The organism is Allobosea eneae (genome assembly GCF_042657265.1).
Taxonomy (GTDB): Bacteria; Pseudomonadota; Alphaproteobacteria; order Rhizobiales; family Beijerinckiaceae; genus Allobosea; species Allobosea eneae.
In genome coordinates this window covers 70875-91256 of sequence record NZ_JBHSLW010000019.1, presented here as the reverse complement: position 1 = coordinate 91256, position 20382 = coordinate 70875, and the positions used below count along the sequence as shown (strand labels likewise).

At 67.1% G+C, this 20382-nt stretch carries 21 protein-coding genes; 9 read left to right on the top strand and 12 right to left on the bottom strand.

Translation table 11 applies throughout. The annotated features are described in order from the left end of the window. Positions 1-98 precede the first annotated feature (98 nt). Complete coding sequence (locus ACFPOB_RS14390) at positions 99-2492, bottom strand: transketolase-like TK C-terminal-containing protein (protein ID WP_377799150.1); 2394 nt, start codon at positions 2490-2492, stop codon at positions 99-101. A gap of 121 nt (positions 2493-2613) precedes the next feature. Between ACFPOB_RS14390 and ACFPOB_RS14385 the strand changes: the two genes are divergently transcribed. Beyond that, positions 2614-3096, top strand: a complete 483-nt coding sequence (locus ACFPOB_RS14385; protein ID WP_377799149.1) for an Lrp/AsnC family transcriptional regulator — start codon at positions 2614-2616, stop codon at positions 3094-3096. Positions 3097-3251: 155 nt separating this feature from the next. Here the strand turns inward: ACFPOB_RS14385 and ACFPOB_RS14380 are convergent, their stop codons facing one another. Then, complete coding sequence (locus ACFPOB_RS14380) at positions 3252-4241, bottom strand: GlxA family transcriptional regulator (RefSeq protein WP_377799148.1); 990 nt, start codon at positions 4239-4241, stop codon at positions 3252-3254. Between the two features lie 61 nt (positions 4242-4302). Between ACFPOB_RS14380 and ACFPOB_RS14375 the strand changes: the two genes are divergently transcribed. Then, on the top strand, positions 4303-4614 hold the full coding sequence (locus ACFPOB_RS14375; protein WP_377799147.1) for a DUF1272 domain-containing protein: 312 nt from the start codon (positions 4303-4305) through the stop codon (positions 4612-4614). Positions 4615-4630: 16 nt separating this feature from the next. On the opposite strand, the gene ACFPOB_RS14370 is transcribed toward ACFPOB_RS14375, so the two are convergent. Then, on the bottom strand, positions 4631-5794 hold the full coding sequence (locus ACFPOB_RS14370; RefSeq protein ID WP_377799146.1) for a patatin-like phospholipase family protein: 1164 nt from the start codon (positions 5792-5794) through the stop codon (positions 4631-4633). Between the two features lie 207 nt (positions 5795-6001). Between ACFPOB_RS14370 and ACFPOB_RS14365 the strand changes: the two genes are divergently transcribed. The 5 genes from ACFPOB_RS14365 to ACFPOB_RS14345 all read left to right on the top strand — a co-directional run bounded on the left by ACFPOB_RS14365 (position 6002) and on the right by ACFPOB_RS14345 (position 9329). Continuing rightward, a complete protein-coding gene (locus ACFPOB_RS14365) occupies positions 6002-6784 on the top strand; it encodes a 3-hydroxybutyrate dehydrogenase (RefSeq protein WP_377799145.1) in 783 nt (260 codons plus the stop codon). Positions 6785-6794: 10 nt separating this feature from the next. Next, a complete protein-coding gene (locus ACFPOB_RS14360; protein ID WP_377799144.1) occupies positions 6795-7541 on the top strand; it encodes an acetoacetate decarboxylase in 747 nt (248 codons plus the stop codon). Positions 7542-7613: 72 nt separating this feature from the next. After that, positions 7614-8210 (top strand): hypothetical protein, encoded by a 597-nt coding sequence (locus tag ACFPOB_RS14355; protein WP_377799143.1) that lies wholly within the window; start codon positions 7614-7616, stop codon positions 8208-8210. Continuing rightward, entirely contained in the window at positions 8207-8773 is a 567-nt protein-coding gene (locus ACFPOB_RS14350; RefSeq protein ID WP_377799142.1) for a hypothetical protein, read from the top strand. The genes ACFPOB_RS14355 and ACFPOB_RS14350 overlap by 4 nt, the downstream gene beginning before the upstream one ends. After that, positions 8766-9329 carry a hypothetical protein gene (locus ACFPOB_RS14345; protein ID WP_377799141.1) on the top strand — a complete coding sequence of 188 codons (564 nt, stop codon included), beginning with the start codon at positions 8766-8768 and terminating at the stop codon, positions 9327-9329. The genes ACFPOB_RS14350 and ACFPOB_RS14345 overlap by 8 nt, the downstream gene beginning before the upstream one ends. On the opposite strand, the gene ACFPOB_RS14340 is transcribed toward ACFPOB_RS14345, so the two are convergent. From ACFPOB_RS14340 to ACFPOB_RS14305, 8 genes are all read right to left on the bottom strand, one after another. After that, the gene (locus tag ACFPOB_RS14340; protein ID WP_377799140.1) at positions 9277-10578 is read right to left on the bottom strand and encodes a hypothetical protein; all 1302 of its coding nucleotides are present in this window, start codon (positions 10576-10578) and stop codon (positions 9277-9279) included. The two genes, ACFPOB_RS14345 and ACFPOB_RS14340, sit on opposite strands and share 53 nt — an antisense overlap. A gap of 157 nt (positions 10579-10735) precedes the next feature. After that, positions 10736-11782 (bottom strand): amino acid ABC transporter permease, encoded by a 1047-nt coding sequence (locus tag ACFPOB_RS14335; protein WP_377799139.1) that lies wholly within the window; start codon positions 11780-11782, stop codon positions 10736-10738. After that, on the bottom strand, positions 11779-12942 hold the full coding sequence (locus ACFPOB_RS14330) for an amino acid ABC transporter permease (protein WP_377799138.1): 1164 nt from the start codon (positions 12940-12942) through the stop codon (positions 11779-11781). The genes ACFPOB_RS14335 and ACFPOB_RS14330 overlap by 4 nt, the downstream gene beginning before the upstream one ends. A 122-nt stretch (positions 12943-13064) precedes the next feature. Then, complete coding sequence (locus tag ACFPOB_RS14325; protein WP_377799137.1) at positions 13065-14093, bottom strand: amino acid ABC transporter substrate-binding protein; 1029 nt, start codon at positions 14091-14093, stop codon at positions 13065-13067. 126 nt (positions 14094-14219) lie between these two features. Further along, positions 14220-14549 (bottom strand): hypothetical protein, encoded by a 330-nt coding sequence (locus ACFPOB_RS14320; protein WP_377799136.1) that lies wholly within the window; start codon positions 14547-14549, stop codon positions 14220-14222. 17 nt (positions 14550-14566) lie between these two features. Further along, positions 14567-16105: a serine hydrolase gene (locus ACFPOB_RS14315; RefSeq protein ID WP_377799135.1), complete on the bottom strand. Its 1539-nt coding sequence runs from the start codon at positions 16103-16105 to the stop codon at positions 14567-14569. Positions 16106-16320: 215 nt separating this feature from the next. Then, the gene (tsaA, locus tag ACFPOB_RS14310) at positions 16321-16827 is read right to left on the bottom strand and encodes a tRNA (N6-threonylcarbamoyladenosine(37)-N6)-methyltransferase TrmO (RefSeq protein ID WP_377799134.1); all 507 of its coding nucleotides are present in this window, start codon (positions 16825-16827) and stop codon (positions 16321-16323) included. 19 nt (positions 16828-16846) lie between these two features. Beyond that, positions 16847-17662 carry a molybdate ABC transporter substrate-binding protein gene (locus tag ACFPOB_RS14305; RefSeq protein WP_377799133.1) on the bottom strand — a complete coding sequence of 272 codons (816 nt, stop codon included), beginning with the start codon at positions 17660-17662 and terminating at the stop codon, positions 16847-16849. A gap of 277 nt (positions 17663-17939) precedes the next feature. On the opposite strand from ACFPOB_RS14305, the gene ACFPOB_RS14300 reads away from it, so the two are divergent. Together ACFPOB_RS14300 and ACFPOB_RS14295 are read left to right on the top strand one after the other, a co-directional pair. Further along, entirely contained in the window at positions 17940-19097 is a 1158-nt protein-coding gene (locus ACFPOB_RS14300; protein WP_377799132.1) for a M20 aminoacylase family protein, read from the top strand. A 32-nt stretch (positions 19098-19129) separates the two neighbouring features. Beyond that, positions 19130-19597 carry a GNAT family N-acetyltransferase gene (locus ACFPOB_RS14295; protein WP_377799131.1) on the top strand — a complete coding sequence of 156 codons (468 nt, stop codon included), beginning with the start codon at positions 19130-19132 and terminating at the stop codon, positions 19595-19597. Here the strand turns inward: ACFPOB_RS14295 and ACFPOB_RS14290 are convergent. Next, positions 19586-20380: a hypothetical protein gene (locus tag ACFPOB_RS14290; protein ID WP_377799130.1), complete on the bottom strand. Its 795-nt coding sequence runs from the start codon at positions 20378-20380 to the stop codon at positions 19586-19588. The genes ACFPOB_RS14295 and ACFPOB_RS14290 overlap by 12 nt on opposite strands. Positions 20381-20382: the final 2 nt, after the last annotated feature.

Here is a 20382-nt window from a genome sequence, read left to right as displayed (position 1 = left end):
GAAGCGCAGACCCGAGAATCTCCTGACGAGTGGGTACCAACTAGAGCCTCTTCCGGCCTGAGATGCTCGGGTCAAGCCCGAGCATGACGGCCCTGGCCCTATGGCAGCGCTTTCAGATACCTGACCGGCCGGCCCGGCGCCGCGGCGTTCGCCGCGTGGACGATCGCGTTCGCGTCGATGCCGAAATGGCGGTAGAGGTCGGCGACCGTGCCAGTCTGGCCGAAATGCTCGACGCCGAGCGCCTTCTGCCGGTGGCCATGGACGCTGCCGAGCCAGGCCAAAGTCGCCGGATGGCCGTCCAGCACCGAGACGATGCCGCAATCGCGCTGGAGATCGCCGAGCAGGCGCTCCACATGGCTTGTCGCCGCATGGTTGCCGCGCTGGCGCGCCCGTTCGGCCGCCTGCCAGCCGGCATTGAGCCGGTCGGCCGAGGTGATCGCGAGCAGGCCGACATCGCGCCGATCCTCGGCGAGCAGGCCGACGGCCTCGATCGCCTCGGGCGCGACGGCGCCGGTATAGGCGATGACGACGGAGGCGTTCGGGCCGGGCTTACGCAGCCAATAGGCGCCGTCGATGATGTCGCGCTCCAGCTCCGGCGTCATCGCGCGCTTGGGCTGCTCGACCTGGCGGGTGGAGAGGCGGAGGTAAACCGAGCCGCCGGTCTCGTCGCGCAGCCAGGTGCGCTCGTCCGGATCGCCCTCGCCATCCTTCTGCAGGTATTCGAACGACCAGCGCATCATCACGGAAAGCTCGTCGACGAAGGCCGGCTCGAAGGCGCAGAGCCCGTCCTGGCTCATGCCGATCAAGGGCGTCGCGATCGACTGGTGCGCGCCGCCCTCGGGCGCCAGCGTCACGCCGGCCGGCGTCGCCACGACCATGAAGCGGGCGTCCTGGTAGCAGGCGTAGTTCAGCGCATCGAGCCCGCGCGAGATGAAGGGATCGTAGAGCGTGCCGATCGGGATCAGCCGCTCGCCGAAGATCGAATGCGACAGGCCGAGCGCCGAGAGGTTGATGAACAGGTTCATCTCGGCGATGCCCAGCTCGATATGCTGGCCCTTGGGCGAGAATTCCCATTTCTGCATCGAGGGGATGCGCTCATCCTTGAAGGTGTCGGCCATCGAGGCCCGCGCGAACAGACCGCGCCGGTTGACCCAGGGGCCGAGATTGGTCGAGACGGTGACGTCGGGCGCCGTGGTCACGATGCGGTCGGCGAGCGGGCCGCCGAGCTTGGCGAGTTCATCGAGCACCTTGCCGAAGCCCATCTGCGTCGACATCGTCGCCTGGATGCCGGCCTCCAGCTTGGCCGGAACCGGCAAGGCAGGGGCCGAATGGCGCCGGCGCCCCTTGGCGAAGAACGGCACCTTGTCGAGGAAGGCGCGGATATCCTTTTCCGGCAGGGTCAGCCCTTCGAACAGGTCCCATTCATGGCCGGGGCGGACCTTGTTGGCGGCCTTGAAGCCTTCCATCTGCTCCTTGGTCATCAGGCCGGCATGGTTGTCCTTGTGGCCGGCGAGCGGCAGGCCGAAGCCCTTGACGGTGTAGGCGAGGAAGCAGACCGGCCGGTCGTGGTCGATACCCTCGAAGGCTTCGAGCAGCGAAGGCAGGTCGTGGCCACCGAGATTGCACATCAGCGCCGAGAGCTCGGCGTCGGAGCGTTTCTCGATCAGCTTGGTGACCGGACCTTGGTCGCCAAGATCGTCCATCAGGCGCTTGCGCCAGGCGGCGCCGCCCTGGAAGGTCAGCGCCGAATAGAGCTGGTTCGGGCAGGAATCGATCCAGGCCTTCAGCCGCTCGCCGCCCTTCTCCTTGAACGCGGCCTGCTGCAGCGAGCCGTATTTCAGCGTGACGACCTCCCAGCCAAAGGCGCGGAACATCTGCTCGATCCGGTCGTATAGGCCCTCGCGGACGACGGCGTCGAGCGACTGGCGGTTATAGTCGATCACCCACCAGGTGTTGCGCACGCCATGCTTCCAGCCCTCCATCAGGGCCTCGAAGATGTTGCCCTCGTCGAGCTCGGCATCGCCGATCAGCGCGACCATACGGCCTTCGGGGATGTCCTCGCCCCAGCCATGCGCCTTCACATAGTCCTGGACCAGGGACGAGAAGAGCGTCTGCGCCACGCCGAGGCCGACCGAGCCGGTCGAGAAATCGACGTCGTCGATGTCCTTGGTGCGCGAGGGATAGCTCTGCGCGCCCTTGTAGCCGCGGAAGTTCTCCAGCTTCTCCTGCGTCTGCAGGCCCATCAGATAGTTGATGGCGTGGAAGATCGGCGAGGCGTGCGGCTTCACCGCGACCCGGTCCTGCGGCTTCAGCGCGGCCATGTAGAGCGCCGTCATGATCGTCGCCAGCGAGGCCGAGGACGCCTGGTGTCCGCCGACCTTCATCCCGTCCTCGTTGGGGCGGATGTGGTTGGCGTTGTGGATCGTCCACGAAGCTAGCCAGAGGATCTTCTTCTCCAGCTCGGCGAGGATGGGCAGACGGGGATCGGACATCGCGGTGCTCCTTGGGCCGGGACATCATGCACAATTGCCTTGGGGAAGGCAGCTAAAGACCGCCTCGCCGGCTGACGGAATTGGCGGTTTCCGCTAAGCTGTCATGGCGAGGCGAGGGAAAATGCCAGAGTTCAAGCTCGACGAGATCGACCGCCGCATCGTCCAGGCCCTGCAGTCCGACGGGCGCATCAGCGTGCAGGAACTCGCCGGCAAGGTCGGGCTCTCGCCGAGCCCCTGCGCGCGGCGGGTGCGCCTGCTGGAGGAGGCCGGGATCATCGAGGGCTATGTCGCCATCGTGAACCAGGAGAAGCTCGGGCTGCCCGTCTCGGTCTTCGCCTCGATCAAGCTGGAGCGCCAGCGCGAGGAGGAGCTCGACCGTTTCGCGGCTGCGGTGTCGCGCTGGCCTGAAGTTGCCGACTGCTACCTGATGACCGGGCAGCGCGATTATCTGCTGCGCATCATCGTCAGCGACCTCGCCGCCTATGAGCGCTTTCTCAAGGACAAGCTGACGCGGCTCGACAATGTCGCCTCGATCGAATCGAGCTTCGCGCTCGGGCGGGTGAAGCGCTCCTATTCGGTGCCGGTGGAATTGGGGCGGGGGTAGCGCGTCCGTCTTTCCGGGGCAGGCCGACGGCCTGAGCCCGGAATCCAGAAGCGATACCGTTTGGCGATAGGTGGACCGGGGTGTCCTGTCGATGACCCTCATCGACTCTGGATTCCGGGCTCGCCGCTGCGCGGCGCCCCGGAATGACGGATTGGTCATTTCCCGAACCGTGTCCGGTATTCGCCCGGCGCGACGCCGTAGCGGCGCAGGAAGGCGCGGCGCAGGCGCTCGTCGTCGCGGAAGCCGGCGCGGACCGCGACCTGCTGGACGCCGATATTCGTTTCCTCAAGCAGGTCGCGTGCGAGGTCGAGCCGGACCGCCTCGACCGCCTTGGCCGGGCTGATACCGGTCTGCTGCGCATAGACCCGGGCGAAATGGCGCGGGCTCATCGCCATGATGCGGGCGAGTTCGGGCACTGAGAGGTCGCTGGCGGCGTGCTCGCGCATATGGGCGTGCAAGCGCTCGAAACGGCCGGCGGCATCGCGCGACTGGCGCTGCAGTTCGCCGCTGAACTGCGACTGGCCGCCGGGACGCTTGAGGTAGAGCACGAGGTCGCGGGCCAGGTCGAGCGCGGTCTTGCGTCCCAGGTCCTCCTCGACCATGGCGAGCGCCATGTCGATGCCGGTGGAGACGCCGGCCGAGGTCCAGATCCGGCCATTGCTGACGAAGATCGCGTCCGGCCTGACCGTCGTCGCCGGATGGGCCGTGCTGAGGCGCTCGGTGTATTCCCAATGTGTCGTCGCCTCGCAGCCGTCGAGCAGGCCGGCGGCGGCGAGGATGAAGGCGCCGAGACAGATCGAGCCGAGCCGGCGGACCTTGCCGCTCTGATCGCGCAGGAAGTCGAGCAACATGGCGGAGCCGGCCGCCTCCAGCGCCGAGCGGCCACCCGAGACCAGCAGGGTATCGATCGGTTGGGATGTAGCTTCGCTCAGAGTGATGCTCGGCAAGGGGACGCCGGCATCGGTCACGACCAGGCCGCCATGCTCTGAGGCGAGGGTTATCTCATAAGCCGCACTGCCATCCGGGTGCTTGGCGTCATTGAAGACCTGAAGCGGTCCGGTGACGTCGAGCAGCTTGGTGCGCGGGAACAACACGATGACGACGCGGATCGGCTTTGTGACAGGGATGGCAGGAAACGAGGTCATCTTGTCATTTATGACATCGCCCCCTCATGGCATCCAGTCCTCGTCACGAGAGAAAGACGCCATGCTGGAGCTGCGGCCGAACTGCGAACTCTGCGACTGCGACCTGCCGCCAGCTTCGCTGGAGGCGCGCATTTGCAGCTATGAATGCACCTATTGCGCCGAGTGCGCCGAGAAGACGCTGGAAAACGTCTGCCCGAGCTGCGGCGGCGGCTTCGTGCAGCGGCCGATCCGGCCGGTCGGCGACTGGGGCGGGCTCGGCCTCGGCCTCGCGAACCGCCCGGCCTCGACCAAGCGCCATCACTCGCAATGGACGGAGGCGCAGCGGCGCGAGCGCACCGAACTGCTGCGCAACGTGCCACCGCAGGAACGTTGATCGAGCGTCCTGAGGCTCAGCGCCGCTCGAAGTCGCGATGGACGTCGTGCGTCCAGATGCCGGCGCCGTCGGGCGGGATCACCAGCCAGTCCTTGCGGGTCAGCGTCTGCTTGGTGTCCTCATAGCCGGAATGCCAGTGATCCGTCATCGAGGTGCGCGAGAACTCGTGGTCCTTGGCGTGGCTCTCATAGGTCTTCTGCTGGTAAATCAATTGCAGGATGGTGTGCTCGGGGATCAAGGCGAGCTCGTCGCGGAGCTTGCGATCCTCTTCGTTCAGGGCGTCCTCGGGGATGTGGCTGAGAGCCTCGTGGGTCTTCTTCTTCCAGCCCTGCAAGGTCTGGAACAGGTCGGTGACCATGCGGGTGCGCGAGGAGTACATGATGTCCTTGTGCCGGCCCATCACGTCCTGCATCGTCCTGGGCATCGGCCCGCGCGACGAGAACAGGTCGACCTGGAAGATCAGCGAGTTCAGCGTGTCGTCCTGGGCGAGCAGATGCGACAGCGGCGTGTTCGAGACGATGCCACCATCCCAATAATGCTCGGTGCCGATCTGCACGGTCGGGAAGGCCGGCGGCAGCGCGCCCGAGGCCATGACATGCTCGGGCGTGATCTCTTCCAGCGTGTTGTCGAAATAGACGAAATTGCCGGAGAGCGCATTGACCGCGCCGACGGAGAAATGCGTCTGCTTGCTGTTGATCAGGTCGAAATCGACCAGCTCCAGCAGGGTCTCGCGGAGCGGTGAGGTGTCATAGAAGCTGGTCGCGTCGGTGGCTCCGGCCGGTGCCAGCCAGGCATTGGTGCGTCGCGGCTCGAAGAAGCCAGGCTGGCCGAGCACCGTGGTGAGGAAGGACGAGGTCGCGTTGCGGGCCTGGCGGAAGATGTCACCCTCGGGCGTGAACCACCAGACCTTGCGATCGGTGATGCGGTCCCAGAATTCCTGCAGCCGTTCGATGCGGCGCTCGCGCGGATTGCCGGCGATGATCGCCGAATTGATCGCGCCGATCGAGACGCCCGAGACCCAGTCCGGCGCGATGTCGGCTTCGTGCAGCGCCTGATAGACCCCGGCCTGATAGGCGCCGAGCGCACCGCCGCCCTGGAGCACGAGCGCGACGCGGTCGCAGCGCTCGGGGCGCCAGCCGAGATAGCGGTCGGTGGAGGACGGCGCAAAAGGGGCGTTCATGGCGCGGATTCCGTTCGCTCTGGCGGGATTTTGGCAATCTCTGATGGGCATGCCGTGACAGGCATGTGACGCGGGCAGTTCTGGATATCGGTGTCATTGCCTCGTCAGACAAGCTTCATCGCACCGTCAGCTTGCTCTTCCACCTCAGCGGCATGGACCTTGCGACGCAAGCAGCGCGTCGCGTTCTCGCGGCTGGGAGATCAGAGCATGCTCAAGGGCAAGACCGCCGTCGTCACCGGCTCGACTTCCGGCATCGGCCTTTCCATCGCCCGCGCCTATGCGGCCGAGGGCGCCAACATCGTCATCAACGGCTTCGGCGCGCCGGAGGCGATCGAGCAGGAGCGCGCCGGGATCGAGGCCGATTTCGGGGTGCAGGCACGCTACTCGCCGGCCGACATGGCCCATGGCGGCGCGATCGCTACTATGATCGCCGAGGCCGAAGCCGAGTTCGGCGGCGTCGACATCCTGGTCAACAATGCCGGCATCCAGTTCGTCTCACCGGTCGAGGACTTCCCGGTCGAAAAATGGGACGCGATCATTGCGATCAACCTCTCGGCCGCCTTCCACGCCATTCGCGCCGCCTTGCCGGGCATGAAGCAACGCAAATGGGGCCGGATCATCAATACGGCTTCCGCCCATGCGCTGGTCGCCTCGCCGTTCAAATCGGCCTATGTCGCCGCCAAGCATGGCATCGCCGGCCTGACCAAGACGGTCGCTCTGGAAGCGGCGACCTTCGGCGTCACCGCCAATGCGATCTGCCCGGGCTATGTCTGGACGCCACTGGTCGAGAAGCAGATCCCCGAGACCATGGCGGCGCGGGGCCTGACCAAGGAGCAGGTCATCAACGACGTATTGCTGCACGCGCAGCCGACCAAGCAGTTCGTCACCAGCGAGGAGGTGGCGGCGCTCGCTGTCTTCCTGGCTTCCGATGCGGCAAAGTCGATCACCGGCGTCATCCTGCCGGTCGATGGCGGCTGGACCGCGCAGTGAGGACATCGCCATGAACCGCAAAGACATCCTCGACCTGCCCTCGATGCCGCTCGCCGGGCCGAGCTATCCGGCCGGGCCCTACCGCTTCATCGACCGCGAATACATGGTGATCAGCTACGAGACCGATCCCGAGCTGATCCGCCACCACCTGCCCGAGCCGCTGATGCCGATCGCGCAGCCGGTCGTGCATTACGAATGGATCAAGATGCCGGATTCCTCCGGCTTCGGCACCTATACCGAGACCGGCATCGTCATCCCCTGCACCTTCGGCGACGAGGAGGTCAGCTTCGTCTCGCAGATGTATCTCGACATCGAGCCGCCGATCTCGGCTGGCCGCGAGATCTGGGGCTTCCCGAAGAAGTACGCCCATCCCAAGCTCGAAGTGGTCAAGGACACGCTGACCGGCACACTCGAATATGCCGGCCAGCAGGTCGCGATGGGCACGATGGGCTACAAGCACGAAAGCCTCGCCGGCAACGGCGTGAAGACCACGGCGATGCTGACCAAGACCCAGGTCAACCTGAAGATCATTCCCGGCGTCGACGGCGAGCCGGAGATCTGCCAGCTCGTCGCGCTCAACCTCACCGACATCACGGTGAAGGGGTCCTGGATCGGCCCGGGCCGGCTCCACCTGATCCCGCATGTCAACGCGCCGGTCGCCGATCTGCCGGTGCGCAAGGTGCTGGGCGCGCATCACTTCATCGCCGACCTGACGCTGCCCTTTGGCCGCAAGATCCACGACTACATGAAGGGCTGATACTGCGGGTTGCACTCGCGGCTGCGCCGACTATCTTGCCGCGCCGGGGGCGCGAAGGATTTCAGTGCGCGCATGATTGTCTCCTGGCTGGCGGGCTTGCGCCAGGCCGTCAGCTCGAAGCTCACCATCGGCATAGGCGGATTGCTGGCGCTCGCCATAACCTCCGGCCAAAGCCTGCTCGAAGCGCTGGAGCCGCCGGTGCTGCCGGCGCTCGCCGCCGGCGCGCCGCTCGATGCCGGCCGCTGGCGCATCGCGCTGCATGAGGCCAGGCTGACGACGCAGTCGCGGCCGGACGGACCGCCTGCGCCCGACGGCGCGCAGTTCCTGGCGCTCGATCTCGACGTCGGCAATCGCAGCTCTGAAACCGACAATACCTTCGCGCGCATCCTCAGCGTCGATCCACCGGTCGAGGGGCTGCAGCCCAATCCGACCTTCTGGCTGTTGCGCGACAAGGCCATGCTGAGCGCCTTGCAGCCCGGCTTGCCCGAGCGCGTCCAGGTGATCTGGCGGCTGGCGCCGGGCGCGAAGCCGCCGGAGCGATTGCGCCTTGTCGTCAATGGCGAGACCTTCAAGCCGCGCGACAATCTGCTCGCCGCACCGGGCTGGTTCAACCGCAAGCCGATCGCGGCTGCGACCCTGCCGGTCGCTCGCGCCGAGATAAGGCCATGAGCGGTGCTTTCGCCAAGCTCGGCGCACTGGTGCTCGCGGCGCTGCTACTGGTCGGCATGCAGCGCTATACGCCGGGCTATGCCGAGATCACCGGGCCGATACCGCTCAAGGGCGGTCTCGGCGAGACGCTGACCGGCCGGACCTTCTCGGTGCGGGCCGACACGGTGCTGCTCGCCGAGAGACTGCGCTTCAAGGCCTATGGCCGCGAGGTCGAGCGCGATACGGGCGGCGTGTTCGCGCTGGTGATCGCCGCTCTCGAAGCCCAGCCCGCCTCAGTCAATGTCGGCAGCGCGATCTGGCGCAGTGCGCAGGGCGCGCGCTTCGTCGCGAGCCCGCGCTTGCAGGGCGCGCCGCGCCTGCTCGGAACCGACCGGCTCGAGCCCGGCCTGCCGCAGCGGGGCCTTTTCATCTTCGAGATCCCGCGCGAATCGGTCGCGGGCGCGACGCTGCTGGTGGCCGCCTCGCGCTGGCCGCGGCTGGATACGCGGGCGGAGATTGCCTTGCCCGCGACGCTGGACGCGCCTGCGCCGCTGATCGACCTGAGCGAGCTCGCCTTTGAGTGAGGTCGTCGTCTCCCCGGGCGCGGCGCGGATGCGGCGTCTCAGTCTTTCGGCGCTGCCGATGGCGCTGGCGCTCGGCATTGTCCTGCAATCCCATGAGAATGCGTGGGAGTGGTGGCGCTCGCGAGAGCTCTTCGCGCGGGAGGTCCCGGCCAGCACCGCAGCGAGCCTTGGCGGCGCCGACTGGAAGCTGATGGGTCTGCGCCGTGTCGCCGAGCGAGCGGATGGCCGAGCCGTCATGCTGCTCGACATGGAAGCGGTGGTGCGCGATCCCGCGGCCTTCGCCGTGCTGCCCTGCCGGCTGGTGCTGGAAGCGCCGGACGGACGGCGCTGGTCGCCGCAATTCCTGACGCCGAGCGAGGTCAATCGCCTGCCGGAGCGGCGTGGTCAGACCATTCCGACCTGCATGCAGGCGCTGGCGAGCAAGCCGACCGCCGGCGCGACGCTCAGAGTCAGCGAGGGCTTCGTGCTGCCGGCCGGGATGGACCGGGAAGTCAGGCCGGTGCTCAGCCTGCCGGCCGGGCGGCCGCACTATCTGCGCTTTGAGATTCCGGGCTAGCGCCGCTACGGCTCTGCGCGGCGACGGCGGTTTCCATGACTGCCGCCAGCAGGCAGATGCGCAGACTCTCGACCAGGATGCCGCCGCGGATTTCGCTGGGGCCGCCGAGCAGGAAGGCGATGGCGTTGGCGATCACCTGCCAGCTGTCGAGATCGAGCGGGCCGATCAGGCGAGTGAGGCCGATCCAGAGCCAGGCTGCGGCGAAGCCGATGAAGCGATAGCCGACGACGAGCGCGATCAGCACCGAAAGGCTGGCGCCGAAGGCGAGACGGACGCTGTTGACGACCGGCAGATATCGCGAGCGATAGCCGCCGATGAAATGCTCGGCGAAGTCGCGGATGGCCTTCGGCGCCGACTGCCAGCGCGCCAGGGCAGCGGCAGCGCGCCGGTCGCGGGCGAGCGCGGACGGGTCCTTGGCGTCATAGCCATAGATCGTCGCGGCCATCAGCAGCCAGACCAGCGGTAGCAATGCATAGAGGAAGAGGCTCTGCAGGCTGGTGCTGAAAGGCGGCGCAGCGAGGTCGATCGCCTCCGGCGTCGCCGCCTGGGCCTTGGCGATCAGCGACAGTGTCCAGTCCTGGATGAGCCGGAGATAGGGTAGGGCGACGGTCTTGAGCCAAGTCCAGCCAGTGTTCTTCCAGCGCGACAGGGCGTAAAGGCCGACGAATATCCAGTTGGCGTCGCAGGCGATCACCAGGAACTGCCAGAAGGGCGAGGGCCGACGGCTCTGGGCGGCCTTGGCGAGCTTGCGCACCAGCCATGCAAGGCCGATGGCGAGCGCGAGCCAGAGTGAAAGCGGCACGGCGAGGACATCGACCTTCTCGCCGAAGCCGGCTTCCGACAGCGCTCTGACCGAATAGTCGCGGACGGTGTCGCCGAGAAAGCCCCAGGCGGCGTAGTAGGCGAAGAAGGGGACGAGAGCGAGCGCGACGAGGCCGATCACGGCGCGCACGCCGGCCGGCTGCGGTGTGTCGGGCTGCTGGCTCGCGCCGGCGATCTGCAGGGCCGAGACCGCCGGCAGATAGGGCCGCAGGGCGACGAACATCAGCACGGTGACGACGAGCTTGGCGAGGACCAGCAGCGCGAGCATGGCGAAGCCCGCGAGGCTGTTGAGATAGCCGAGCCTCACTGCCAGCGGCAGCAACAGCTCATTGGCGATCGAGCCGAGCGTCGCGAGCAGCAGCAACACGGGCCAGGCCTGGCGCCAGAGCCGGAGGAAGAGGCGGGCGAGGCCGGCGGTCTCTTGCATGGGCTGGGTTGTACAGGCTCATAGCCCCGGAATGAAACCGTCATTCTCGGGCGAAGCGAAGCGCAGACCCGAGAATCTCGTGATGAGAACGCGCTGGCCGGAGCCCACTCCGGTCTGGGAGGCTCGGGTCAAGCCCGAGCATGACGCGTGCGGAATGCTACCGCCCTCGCCTCGTCTCCAGGCTCTTGCTCCAGCGCGAGAGCGCAAAGCAGATCAGCCAGTAGATTCCACCGGAGAAGACATAGGCCTCCATGTTCATGCCGACCCAGGCGGGATCGGCGAGCGAGGCCTGGGCGATGCCGAGCAGGTCGAGGATCGAGACCACCAGCACCAGCGTGGTGTTCTTGACCAGCGCGATGAACTCGTTGGTGATCGCCGGCAGCGAGATGCGCAGCGCCTGCGGCAGGATGATGAACCAGGTCGCCTTCCAGTAGGACAGGCCAAGCGCGGTCGCCGCCTCGCGCTGGCCCCTCGGCAGCGCCTGCAGGCCGCCGCGCACGGCTTCGGCCATATAGGCGGCGATGCAGAAGCCGAGGCCGATGACGGCGCGGGCCAGCCGGTCGACGCCGATGCCGGCCGGCATGATCAGCGGCAGCAGCAGCGAGGCCAGGAAGATCACCGCGATGATCGGAACGCCGCGCCAGAACTCGATGAACAGCACCGAGATCAGCTTGACCACCTTGAGCTCGGACTGGCGGCCGAGCGCGAGCAGGATGCCGAGCGGGATCGCGATCAGGCTGGCATAGATCGAGATGAAGACGGTCAGCATCAGCCCGCCCCATTCGCGCGTCTCGATCGGCCTGAGGCCGAAGCCGCCGGCGAGCAGCCAGATTCCGAGCGGTGGCAGGATGACGAGCGCAGCGAGGCCGAGGCCCAGCTTCAGCCGCTTCGGCGCGAAGACGATCGCGGCGCCGGAGAGGGCGAAGAGGATGCCGGCAAGGTTCGGCCGCCAGCGCTCCTCGATGGGATAGAAGCCGTACATGAACTGGCCGAAGCGGGCCTTGATGAAGACCCAGCAGGCGCCGGTGCCGGCGCAGTCGGCGCGGGTCTGGCCGCTCCAGGTCGCGTCGACCAGGGCCCAGCGGATGATCGGCACGGCGATCCAGGCGATCAACGCGGCGAGCAGCAGCGTCACCACGGTGATGGTCGGCGAGCCGAACAGGCGCTCTCGCCAGCTGGTTGGTAGGGAGGCGGCGGCGCTCATCGGGTTACCAGCGCGATGCGGGCATTGTACCAGTTCATGAAGGCGGAGACGGCGAGGCCGATGACGAGATAGACCGCGAGCGTCATGGCGATGATCTCGATCGCCTGGCCGGTGTTGTTGAGCGCCGAGCCCATGAACAGGCTGACCACGTCGGGATAGGCGATGGCGGCGCCGAAGGACGAGTTCTTGAGAACGTTGAGGTATTGGTTGGTCATCGGCGGCGTCATCACCCGCAGCGCCTGCGGGATGGTGACGAGCCGCAGCGTCGGGCCGGGGCGCAGGCCCAGCGCGCTCGACGCCTCGATCTGGCCATGCGGCACCGACTGGATGCCGCCGCGCACGATCTCGGCGATGAAGCCAGCGGTGTAGGTGACCAGCGCCGCGAGCAGCGCGACGAATTCGGGGATGACGACGAAACCGCCGCGATAGTTGAAGCCGCGCAGGACGGGAATGTCCCAGCGCGTCGCCAGCGTCGCCCAGGCCAGCGCGAGGGCGGGAACAAGCAGCAGCAGGACGAGACCGACGCGCAGGATCGGCGCGTCCTGCCCGGTCTGCTCCTTGCGCCGCCTCGCCCAACGCAGGAAGAGCCAGTGCAGCAGGCAGGAGATCGCGATCGCGATGAAGGCGTATTTGAAGTTCGCGCCGGCATCGGGCAGCGGAATGGTCAGGCCGCGATTATTGAGAAAGGCGACGCCGAAGACCGAGAGGCTCTCGCGTGGCGCCGGCAAAGCGGCGATGACGCCGAAATACCAGAACAGCACGAAGAAGAGCAGCGGGATGTTGCGGACGAACTCGACATAGGCGCCGGCGATCGCCTGCACCAGCCAGATCGAGGAGAGCCGGGCGATGCCGATCAGGAAGCCGAGCAGCGTCGACAGCACCAGCGCAATCGCGGTGACCAGAAGCGTGTTCGCGACGCCGGCCCAGAACAGCGCCAGGATGTTGTCGGACTGGGTGTAGTTGGTCAGGACGAAGGGCACCTCGATGCCCGAGGTGCGCCAGAGGAAGTCGAAGCCCGAGGCGATGCCGGCCTGGACCATGTTCTGCGAGGCGTTGCGGATGAAATAGACCAGCAGCGCCACGAGCCCGATCAGCAGCGCGCCCTGGTAGAATACGTCGCGGACACGTTTGTCGTTGATGAAGGCGAGGGCTTTGCTCAAGGGGCGGCCGTCCGGCTTGGGGCGTCATTCTCGGGCCCAGCCAGGCTGCGACCCGAGAATCTCGTGACACGAAGGCTGGTTTCCGAGATGGTCGGGTCAAGCCCGACCATGACGGGAGCGTCTCACTGGAACGGCGGGGTGAAGAGCAGGCCGCCCTTGGTCCAGAGCTGGTTCTGGCCGCGCTCGAGCTTCAGCGGCGAGCCCATGCCGACGGTGCGCTCATAGCTCTCGCCATAGTTGCCGACCTGCTTGATCGCCTTGTACATCCAGTCGTCGGGCAGGCCCATCATCGCGCCGAAGCCGCCCTCGGCGCCGAGCAGGCGGCGGACCTCGGTGTTCTTCGAGTTCGCCTTCATCTCGTCGACATTCTTGGAGGTGACGCCGAGCATCTCGGCGGCGATGGTGCCGTTCAGCACCCAGCGCACGATCAATTGCCAGCGCTCGTCGCCCCAGCGGGTCACAGGACCCTGCGGATCGTTCGAGATCGGCTTGGTCAGGATGACGTGGTCGTCCGGGACCTTGAGCTTGACGCGCTGGCCGGCGAGGGCGCCGACGCCGGCGGTGTAGGCGTCGCAGCGGCCGCTGTCATAGGCGGTGATGGCGTCGTCGTTCTTCTGGAAGTTTGTGATGGTGACCTTGAGGTTGCGCTCGCGGAACCAGTCGGCGGCGTTCTTCTCCTCGGTCGAGCCGGCGGCGACGCAGATCGAGGCGCCGTCGAGCTCCTCGGCCGATTTCACATTGGCCTTCTTGCGGACGATGAAGGTCTGGCCCTCGTAGAAGTTGATGCCCTGGAAGTTGAGGCCGAGCGTGGCGTTGCGCGAGAAGGTGATGGTGGAATTGCGCGAGAGCAGGTCGACCTGGCCCGATTGCAGGATCGGCCAGCGCTGCTGCACCGAGGTCGGCGTGAACTTGACCTTGGTGGCGTCGCCGAGCACGGCCGCGGCCAGCGCCTTGCAGTAGTCGACATCGAGCCCGGTCCATTCGCCCTTGTCGTTGGCGAAGGAGAAGCCGGGCAGGCCGAGATGCACGCCGCATTCGAGATGGCCGCGCGCCTTGATGGCGTCGAGCGTCGGGCTGGGCGCGAGCTGCTGCGCGGAAGCGGCGAGGGTGCCGGCGGCGAGGAGCGCCGCGGCGAAAGTGATCGTCTTCATGTCCGTTCCCCATCCTGCGGCGTCATGACGCCACGTCCGGGCGACTATGCAACAGCGCGATGGGGAAAGGTAAGGGGGCTCCGGCAGTTTCCTGCCAAAGCCTGACGCGGCTGCCGCGCCGGCGCTCTACCAGCCGCGCTGGGCCTTGATCGCCTGCTTCTGCATGTCCTTCTGCTGGCGCCAATAGTCCTTCTGCGCGTCGAGCTGCATGCGCTGCCAGTCGCGGATGCGGTCCTTGCGCGAGGTCGCGTCGCGATAGTCGTTCCAGTCGTAGTGATCGTCATGGACGTCGTCGTCGCCGAGCGTGTTGAAGAATTTGCGCAGGGCCGAGCGGGCGGGCTCGACTGGCAGCGCGGCGGCGACCCCGGAAAAAGGCGCGAAGGCCGGTGCGGCCGAGGCGCTGGAGTTGATGGCAAGAGCGGCGGCGAACGAGAGAAGGGCGATACGGATCGTCATGGTGATTCTCTCCCTCGTCACTGGGCCGAGCGCGCGAAGCTATGCGGCAGCTCGGGGCTGAGCCAGCGCATCTGGCTGATCTTGCCGGCGGCGTCGGTCTCGAAGCGCAAACGGACGAAAGGCTCGCCGCCGGACATCTCGGCCGGTGCGACGAAGGCGCCGACCGGCGCGAGGCGCGCCTGGAACAGGTAGGGATCGTCCCTGTTCGGCTCCAGCAGGAGCTGCGCCTCGGTCTTCTCCAGCGTCAGGCCGAGCTTGCCGCCAGCGAGCGCCACGGTGGCGTCGCCCAGGACCGGTGAGGCGTAGCTGCCAGCAAACCCGGCGGCGAGCGGCGACAGCGCGCCGGGTACGAAACCGGCTGCCTCGGCCTGTGCCGCCTCCCGGCGCTTCTTCGCGGCAGCGGCCGTGAGCGCGATGTTGTCGACGGCGGGGTTGCCGAGGACCCGATCGTAGAACCACATCGCCAGCGCGTCCGGCATGCCGGTATTCTCGAGATTGGTCAGGATGACGATGCCGGTCTTGCCGTCGGGCAGGAAGCCGGCATGGGCGCCGAAGCCGGCGGTGCCGCCATTGTGCCAGATGATCCGGCCGCGCGGCGTCATGCTCACCACCCAGCCGATGGCGTAGCTGGTACGCTCGTTCATGGCGACGCGCGGCGTCCAGGTGACGTCGAGATTGTCCTCGCAGACCAGGACCTTGCCCTCGAAATGGCCGCGGCCGAGTTGCAGGCGTAGCCATCTCGCCATGTCGGGGATGTTCGAGTTGAGCGCTCCGGCCGGCCCGAGCGCATAGGGGAAGGAGGGATGGAAGGGCACGGCGACGGGCGGCTCGGCGAAGCGATGGCCCTGCGCATGGTTGGGCACCGCAGTGATCGCCTCGGCCGTGGCGGTCGTCGCGCCCATGCCGAGCGGGGTCAGCAGGCTGGTCTTCAGCGAGTCGAACCAGGATGGGATACCGTTGACCTTGGCGACGATCTCGCCGCCGGCGACATGCGGGATGTTGAGATAGCGGAAATCGGAGCGGAACAGCCCGAGCTGCGGCGCGATACGCAGCGAACGGATCAGCGTCTGTCTGTCGTAGCCCAGCATGGTGAGCGCGTCGTTGACGTAAGGCGTCAGGCCCGAGCGCTGGGCGGCGATGTCGAGCACGCGGAAGTCGCGGGTGACCCAGGGATCGGCGAGCTGGAATTCCGGGACATGGTCGATGACCGGGTCATTCCAGCCGAGCCGGCCGGCATCGACCGCCTGCGCCAGCGTGGTGGTGAAAAAGGCCTTGGTGGCCGAACCGATCTGGAAGATCGTCTCCGGCGTCACCTGGTCCGGCTTGCCAAGCTCGCGGACGCCGAAGCCCTTGGCGTAGATCAGCTTGTCGTCATGGACGATGCCGACGGCGACACCCGGCACCGAAAAGGCCTTCATGCCCTCGGCGACCTGTTTCTCGAAGTCCGGCAGCAGCGCTTCAATCGAAGCCTGGCTGGGTTGCTGGGCGCTTGTGTCCGAGATGCCGGAGATGGCGGCGAGGCCGACCAGGAGCGCTGCTCTGATGATGCGCTTCATCCACTACCCCCTAGGCATCGCAGAGGCCGGCCGATCATGCTGCCGCAAGCGGGCCCGCCAGCGGCGTAAAGATGATATGCCATGTTCTGACCTTAGGTAAACGGGATCAGGAGATTGTGGCGGGATCGGCGCCGGTTCCGAGAGATCGTTTTGCCGGGCAGTAAGGCGAGCTTGCCGCCGCCCTCTGAGCGGAAGGGGTTCCGCTCGGCGATCGCTCACCCGATTGTTCGCCCACCAATCCCCGATCCTTCCCCGCAAGAGGGAGAGGAGGGAACCTGCGACTGGCTGCAGCGATGCGGCTTGATGTCGAGCAGCGGCGTGCCGTCGAGACAATCGAGCCCGCGCACGAGCAAGGTCGCCCCCTGGACGCTCTCCAGCTTCACCCAGGACAGCGCGATCGGGTTCGGCCGCACCGGAGAGCGCAGCGCGAAAGTCCCGAGCGTGCCGCCGCCACGCGGCGTCTGCGTCAGCAGGTCACGCCTGGCCTCATGCATCCAATAGAGCAGATCGAGCTCGGCGAAGTCTTCGATGCCCTTGAGCGCGGCATGCCAATACGCGTCGATCTCGACACGGCAGAGGGGCCCGTCCTGCCGGCCCTGGCGCGGACAATCGTCACGCGTCGCGAAGGGCGTGCGGATGCGGCCGATGAAGACGAGGCGGGCGTCGGCCCGGTCGGGCAAAGGCGCTTCGGTCTCGCCTGGCCGGGTCGCTTGCCAATCCATCATTCGATCCGTCCTGCCATCACTCGCGCGGCAGGCCTGGGGCGACGAAGCCGTGCCTCGCCAGGATGCGCTGCCCGTCGGGCGAGAGGATGAACATGGCGAGCCGATAGGCGTTCGGCGAGGCACCGTTCAGCACCGTCAGCCCGTAATCGGCGCCGACCAGCAGGTTCGCCGGCAATCGGACCATGCGGATGCCAGGCTGCTCGCGGGCGATCGGATCGGCATTGGTGCAATAGCCGAGGAACAGGTCGGCGGCGCCGGTCGCCAGCAGGTGGCCGGCGGCGTTGCGGCCGGGCGGGGTCGGGGCGCTGTTCGGGCCGCCGACGAGCTGCAGCGCCTTGGCTTCCAGCGCCGCTTTTGCTCCGGCTTTGAGCACCTCGGCCTTGGCGAAGATGTGCCAGGCATAGTCGCCGGAAGGATCGGCACGCGGCGTCGAGGTGCCGAGCTTGACCTTGGAATCGAGCATGTGGGCGAGCAGCGTGTTGCTGGTTACGTTCAGCCCCGGACGCGCGAAGGCGCAAGTCTCGTTGCGGACGAAGAGCGCGACCGGACCGGCCTTGCCGTCCTTCGCCAGCATGAGCGGGTACTCCATGTTCGCCGATGCGAAGACCTCTGCCGGCTCGCCCCTGGCGAGAGCCTCGCGAAGCAGGCCGGAGGGGCGGAAGCTGGTCTTGACCGGGATGCCGGCCGAGGTCTCGAAAGCTTGCGCGACTTCGGTCAGGGCGTCCTGGAAGCTGCCGGCGGCATGGAGCAGGACCGGTTTCTGGACCTGCTGTGCGGCTGTGAATGCAGGCCACAGGCTGACCAGGATGACAAGAGCGAGCCTGCGGATCATGTCATGCCCCGGTTTGCCCGGCATCAGCGAAGACGGCCTGCGGGCGGTCGATCTCGTCGCCAGGGCGCCGCATGCGGCATCCGGCAACGTTGCTCGGACTGGACCGTACCGGTTGAACCGGCGCTTGTCGCCCTCCGACAGGACATGCCGGACGGCGTCATTCATTCCCACGAAACAAGCTTGCAAATTGGGCCGTCGATTGCAGCGCCTCTTGCGCTGGTGGAGGTTTATCCTTTCGACCGGCTGCCAAGGCGGCTGAGCAGGCAAGGACCCTCCCGTGACGATCGATCTCGACAAGCTCGCGCAACAGATGACGGGCTGGCGGCGCGACCTGCATACCCATCCGGAATTCGGCTTCGAAGAGAGGCGCACCAGCGCCTTCGTCGCTGGCAAGCTGCGCGAATTCGGGCTGGACGATGTCGCCGAGGGCATCGGGGGCACCGGCGTCGTCGGCACGCTGACGCGCGGCAGCGGCAACCGGGCGATCGCATTGCGGGCCGACATGGACGCGCTGCGCATCTCCGAGCAAAGCGAGCTGCCATACCGTTCGGGCAATCCCGGCGTGATGCATGCCTGCGGCCATGACGGGCACACCGCCATGCTGCTCGGCGCGGCCAAGCTGCTGACGGAGGAGGGCGGTTTCGACGGCACGGTGCGCTTCGTGTTCCAGCCGGCCGAGGAATGGGGGCGTGGCGCGCTCGCCATGCTCGCCGACGGGCTGATGGAGCGCTTCCCGTTCGAGGAGATCTACGGGCTGCACAATGCGCCGGGGCTGCCGGTCGGCATGTTCCAGACGCGTTGCGGGCCGATCATGTCGGCGGAGGACAATTTTGAGATCGTCCTGACCGGCGTCGGCGGTCACGCCGCCCGCCCGCATGCCGGCAACGAGACGCTGGTCGCTGCCTGCGCCTTGGTCACCAGCCTGCGGACCACCGTCTCGCGGCGCCTTAGCCCGGCTGAGATCGCCGTGGTCTCTGTGACCGAGCTGATCACCGACGGCACCCGCAACGCCTTGCCGGGCCAGGCGCGCATTCTCGGCGACGCCCGCAGCTTCCGCCCGGAGGTCAGCGCCGATATCGAGGCGCAGATGCGCGTCATCAGCGAAGGCATCGCCCGCGCCTACAATGTCGAGCAGTCGGTGAGCTATACGCGGGAATTCGTGCCGCTGCTCAACCAGCCGGCCCAGACCGAAGCGGCGCTGGAGGCGGCGCGGGCGGTGCTCGGCGCGGAGAATGTCGTGGTGGTGTCGGAGCCCTTCACCGGCTCGGAGGATTTTGCCCGCTTCCTCGATCATGTCCCGGGCTGCTTCTCCTTCGTCGGCAATGGTGACAGCGCACCACTGCACAACCCGCGCTATGATTTCGACGACGCAGGGTTGATCCACGGCGCGCGTTTTCACGCCGAGATCGTCAGGCGCCGGCTGGCTGTCGCGTGATGACCAACCCTGCTGGAGAAGAGCTTGGCAAAATGCGCACACGACCTGCGGTCCCCAGCGACGCGGAAGCGATGAGCGCGGTGCTGCGCGCCATCATCGCCGCATATGGGCGAGAGCGCCCCAGCGATCCCGATTTCGTTCTTTCGACCTATATCGCCCATCCCGATCGCGTCGCCTGCACGGTCGCGCTCGACGAGGCCGGAACGGTCGTCGGTTTCCAGTCCCTGCGCCGGGCGCGGCCTGGCGATCCCTATGGGACGCCGGATGGCTGGGGGAACATCGGAACGCATGTCTCGCCGCGCGCTGGCCGGAAGGGCGTCGGCACGGCGCTGTTCGCGGTCACGCGGCAGGCTGCTTCGGAAGCGGGCATCGGCCGGATCGACGCCGCGATCCGCGACGACAATCCTCTGGGCCTTGCCTATTACGAGGCGCGAGGCTTTCGGACCCACCGAATCGAGAATGGTGTGGTCCACAAGGTCTACACGGTGTCAGAGGGCTGACGAGCGGCCCTCATATCGTCGCCAGACGCAGACCTTGTGCACATATTCCCGGTTGCGCTGCGCCTCGCCGAAGGGCGCGACGGGCCAGAGCCAGCTTTCATCCTCCTTCGGCAGGGCGACCCCGTACATCAGGTCGAGCCGGTCATGGATCGCTCCGCCGCGGTCGCGCTCAACCATCTCGACATCGCTGATCAGGCAGACATGGCCCTCGAAGCGGGCGAGGTCGTCAAGATGCCAGGCGATGCAGCGGCCCGGGAGATCGTCGGGCAAAGCGGCGGCTCGGGCTGGGTTGTCCTCCAGCCATTCGGCCACCGGCCAAGCGAGCTGCGAAAGCAGGTTGGCGGAGATCACAAGATCGACGCTGCCGTCGTTGGCGAGGTCGGCGAGCGGGTCCTGCCGGCTTTCCGCCTCGCCGGCCAGCCAGGCCATCGCGCCGGTGAGATCGCGGCTGACGAGGATGACCTTCGGTCGCCGCCAGAGCTTAAGGCGCAGCAGCGGCAGATGGACGATGTCGACGAGCAAGACCTCGTCGAAACTCTCGCAGAGAAGGTCCAGCGGAATGTCGCGGGCGGGGCCGGAGCCGAGCACCACCGCCTTGCGCCGCCGCGGCAGAGTGGCGGCGACGTCGGCGATGATGGCGCGGCAGCGGGCCTGGTGCGGCTCCCAGGACTTGCGCTGGCGAAGCCCGCGCGACCAGAGCGCGATCCCTTCCCGCAGCAGGCCGAACCGGCGCGCCAACGGCGTGGCCGGCGTCAGGGCCCGCAACGCCAGTTCGGCGAGCACGG

What these genes read in the sequence shown, in the direction of transcription:
- ACFPOB_RS14390 (WP_377799150.1), bottom strand. Translation starts at nt 2,492, where the DNA reads ATGTCCGATCCCCGTCTGCCCATCCTCGCCGAGCTGGAGAAGAAGATC.
- ACFPOB_RS14385 (WP_377799149.1), top strand. Translation starts at nt 2,614, where the DNA reads ATGCCAGAGTTCAAGCTCGACGAGATCGACCGCCGCATCGTCCAGGCC.
- ACFPOB_RS14380 (WP_377799148.1), bottom strand. Translation starts at nt 4,241, where the DNA reads ATGACCTCGTTTCCTGCCATCCCTGTCACAAAGCCGATCCGCGTCGTC.
- ACFPOB_RS14375 (WP_377799147.1), top strand. Translation starts at nt 4,303, where the DNA reads ATGCTGGAGCTGCGGCCGAACTGCGAACTCTGCGACTGCGACCTGCCG.
- ACFPOB_RS14370 (WP_377799146.1), bottom strand. Translation starts at nt 5,794, where the DNA reads ATGAACGCCCCTTTTGCGCCGTCCTCCACCGACCGCTATCTCGGCTGG.
- ACFPOB_RS14365 (WP_377799145.1), top strand. Translation starts at nt 6,002, where the DNA reads ATGCTCAAGGGCAAGACCGCCGTCGTCACCGGCTCGACTTCCGGCATC.
- ACFPOB_RS14360 (WP_377799144.1), top strand. Translation starts at nt 6,795, where the DNA reads ATGAACCGCAAAGACATCCTCGACCTGCCCTCGATGCCGCTCGCCGGG.
- ACFPOB_RS14355 (WP_377799143.1), top strand. Translation starts at nt 7,614, where the DNA reads ATGATTGTCTCCTGGCTGGCGGGCTTGCGCCAGGCCGTCAGCTCGAAG.
- ACFPOB_RS14350 (WP_377799142.1), top strand. Translation starts at nt 8,207, where the DNA reads ATGAGCGGTGCTTTCGCCAAGCTCGGCGCACTGGTGCTCGCGGCGCTG.
- ACFPOB_RS14340 (WP_377799140.1), bottom strand. Translation starts at nt 10,578, where the DNA reads ATGCAAGAGACCGCCGGCCTCGCCCGCCTCTTCCTCCGGCTCTGGCGC.
- ACFPOB_RS14335 (WP_377799139.1), bottom strand. Translation starts at nt 11,782, where the DNA reads ATGAGCGCCGCCGCCTCCCTACCAACCAGCTGGCGAGAGCGCCTGTTC.
- ACFPOB_RS14325 (WP_377799137.1), bottom strand. Translation starts at nt 14,093, where the DNA reads ATGAAGACGATCACTTTCGCCGCGGCGCTCCTCGCCGCCGGCACCCTC.
- ACFPOB_RS14320 (WP_377799136.1), bottom strand. Translation starts at nt 14,549, where the DNA reads ATGACGATCCGTATCGCCCTTCTCTCGTTCGCCGCCGCTCTTGCCATC.
- ACFPOB_RS14315 (WP_377799135.1), bottom strand. Translation starts at nt 16,105, where the DNA reads ATGAAGCGCATCATCAGAGCAGCGCTCCTGGTCGGCCTCGCCGCCATC.
- tsaA (WP_377799134.1), bottom strand. Translation starts at nt 16,827, where the DNA reads ATGGATTGGCAAGCGACCCGGCCAGGCGAGACCGAAGCGCCTTTGCCC.
- ACFPOB_RS14305 (WP_377799133.1), bottom strand. Translation starts at nt 17,662, where the DNA reads ATGATCCGCAGGCTCGCTCTTGTCATCCTGGTCAGCCTGTGGCCTGCA.
- ACFPOB_RS14295 (WP_377799131.1), top strand. Translation starts at nt 19,130, where the DNA reads ATGCGCACACGACCTGCGGTCCCCAGCGACGCGGAAGCGATGAGCGCG.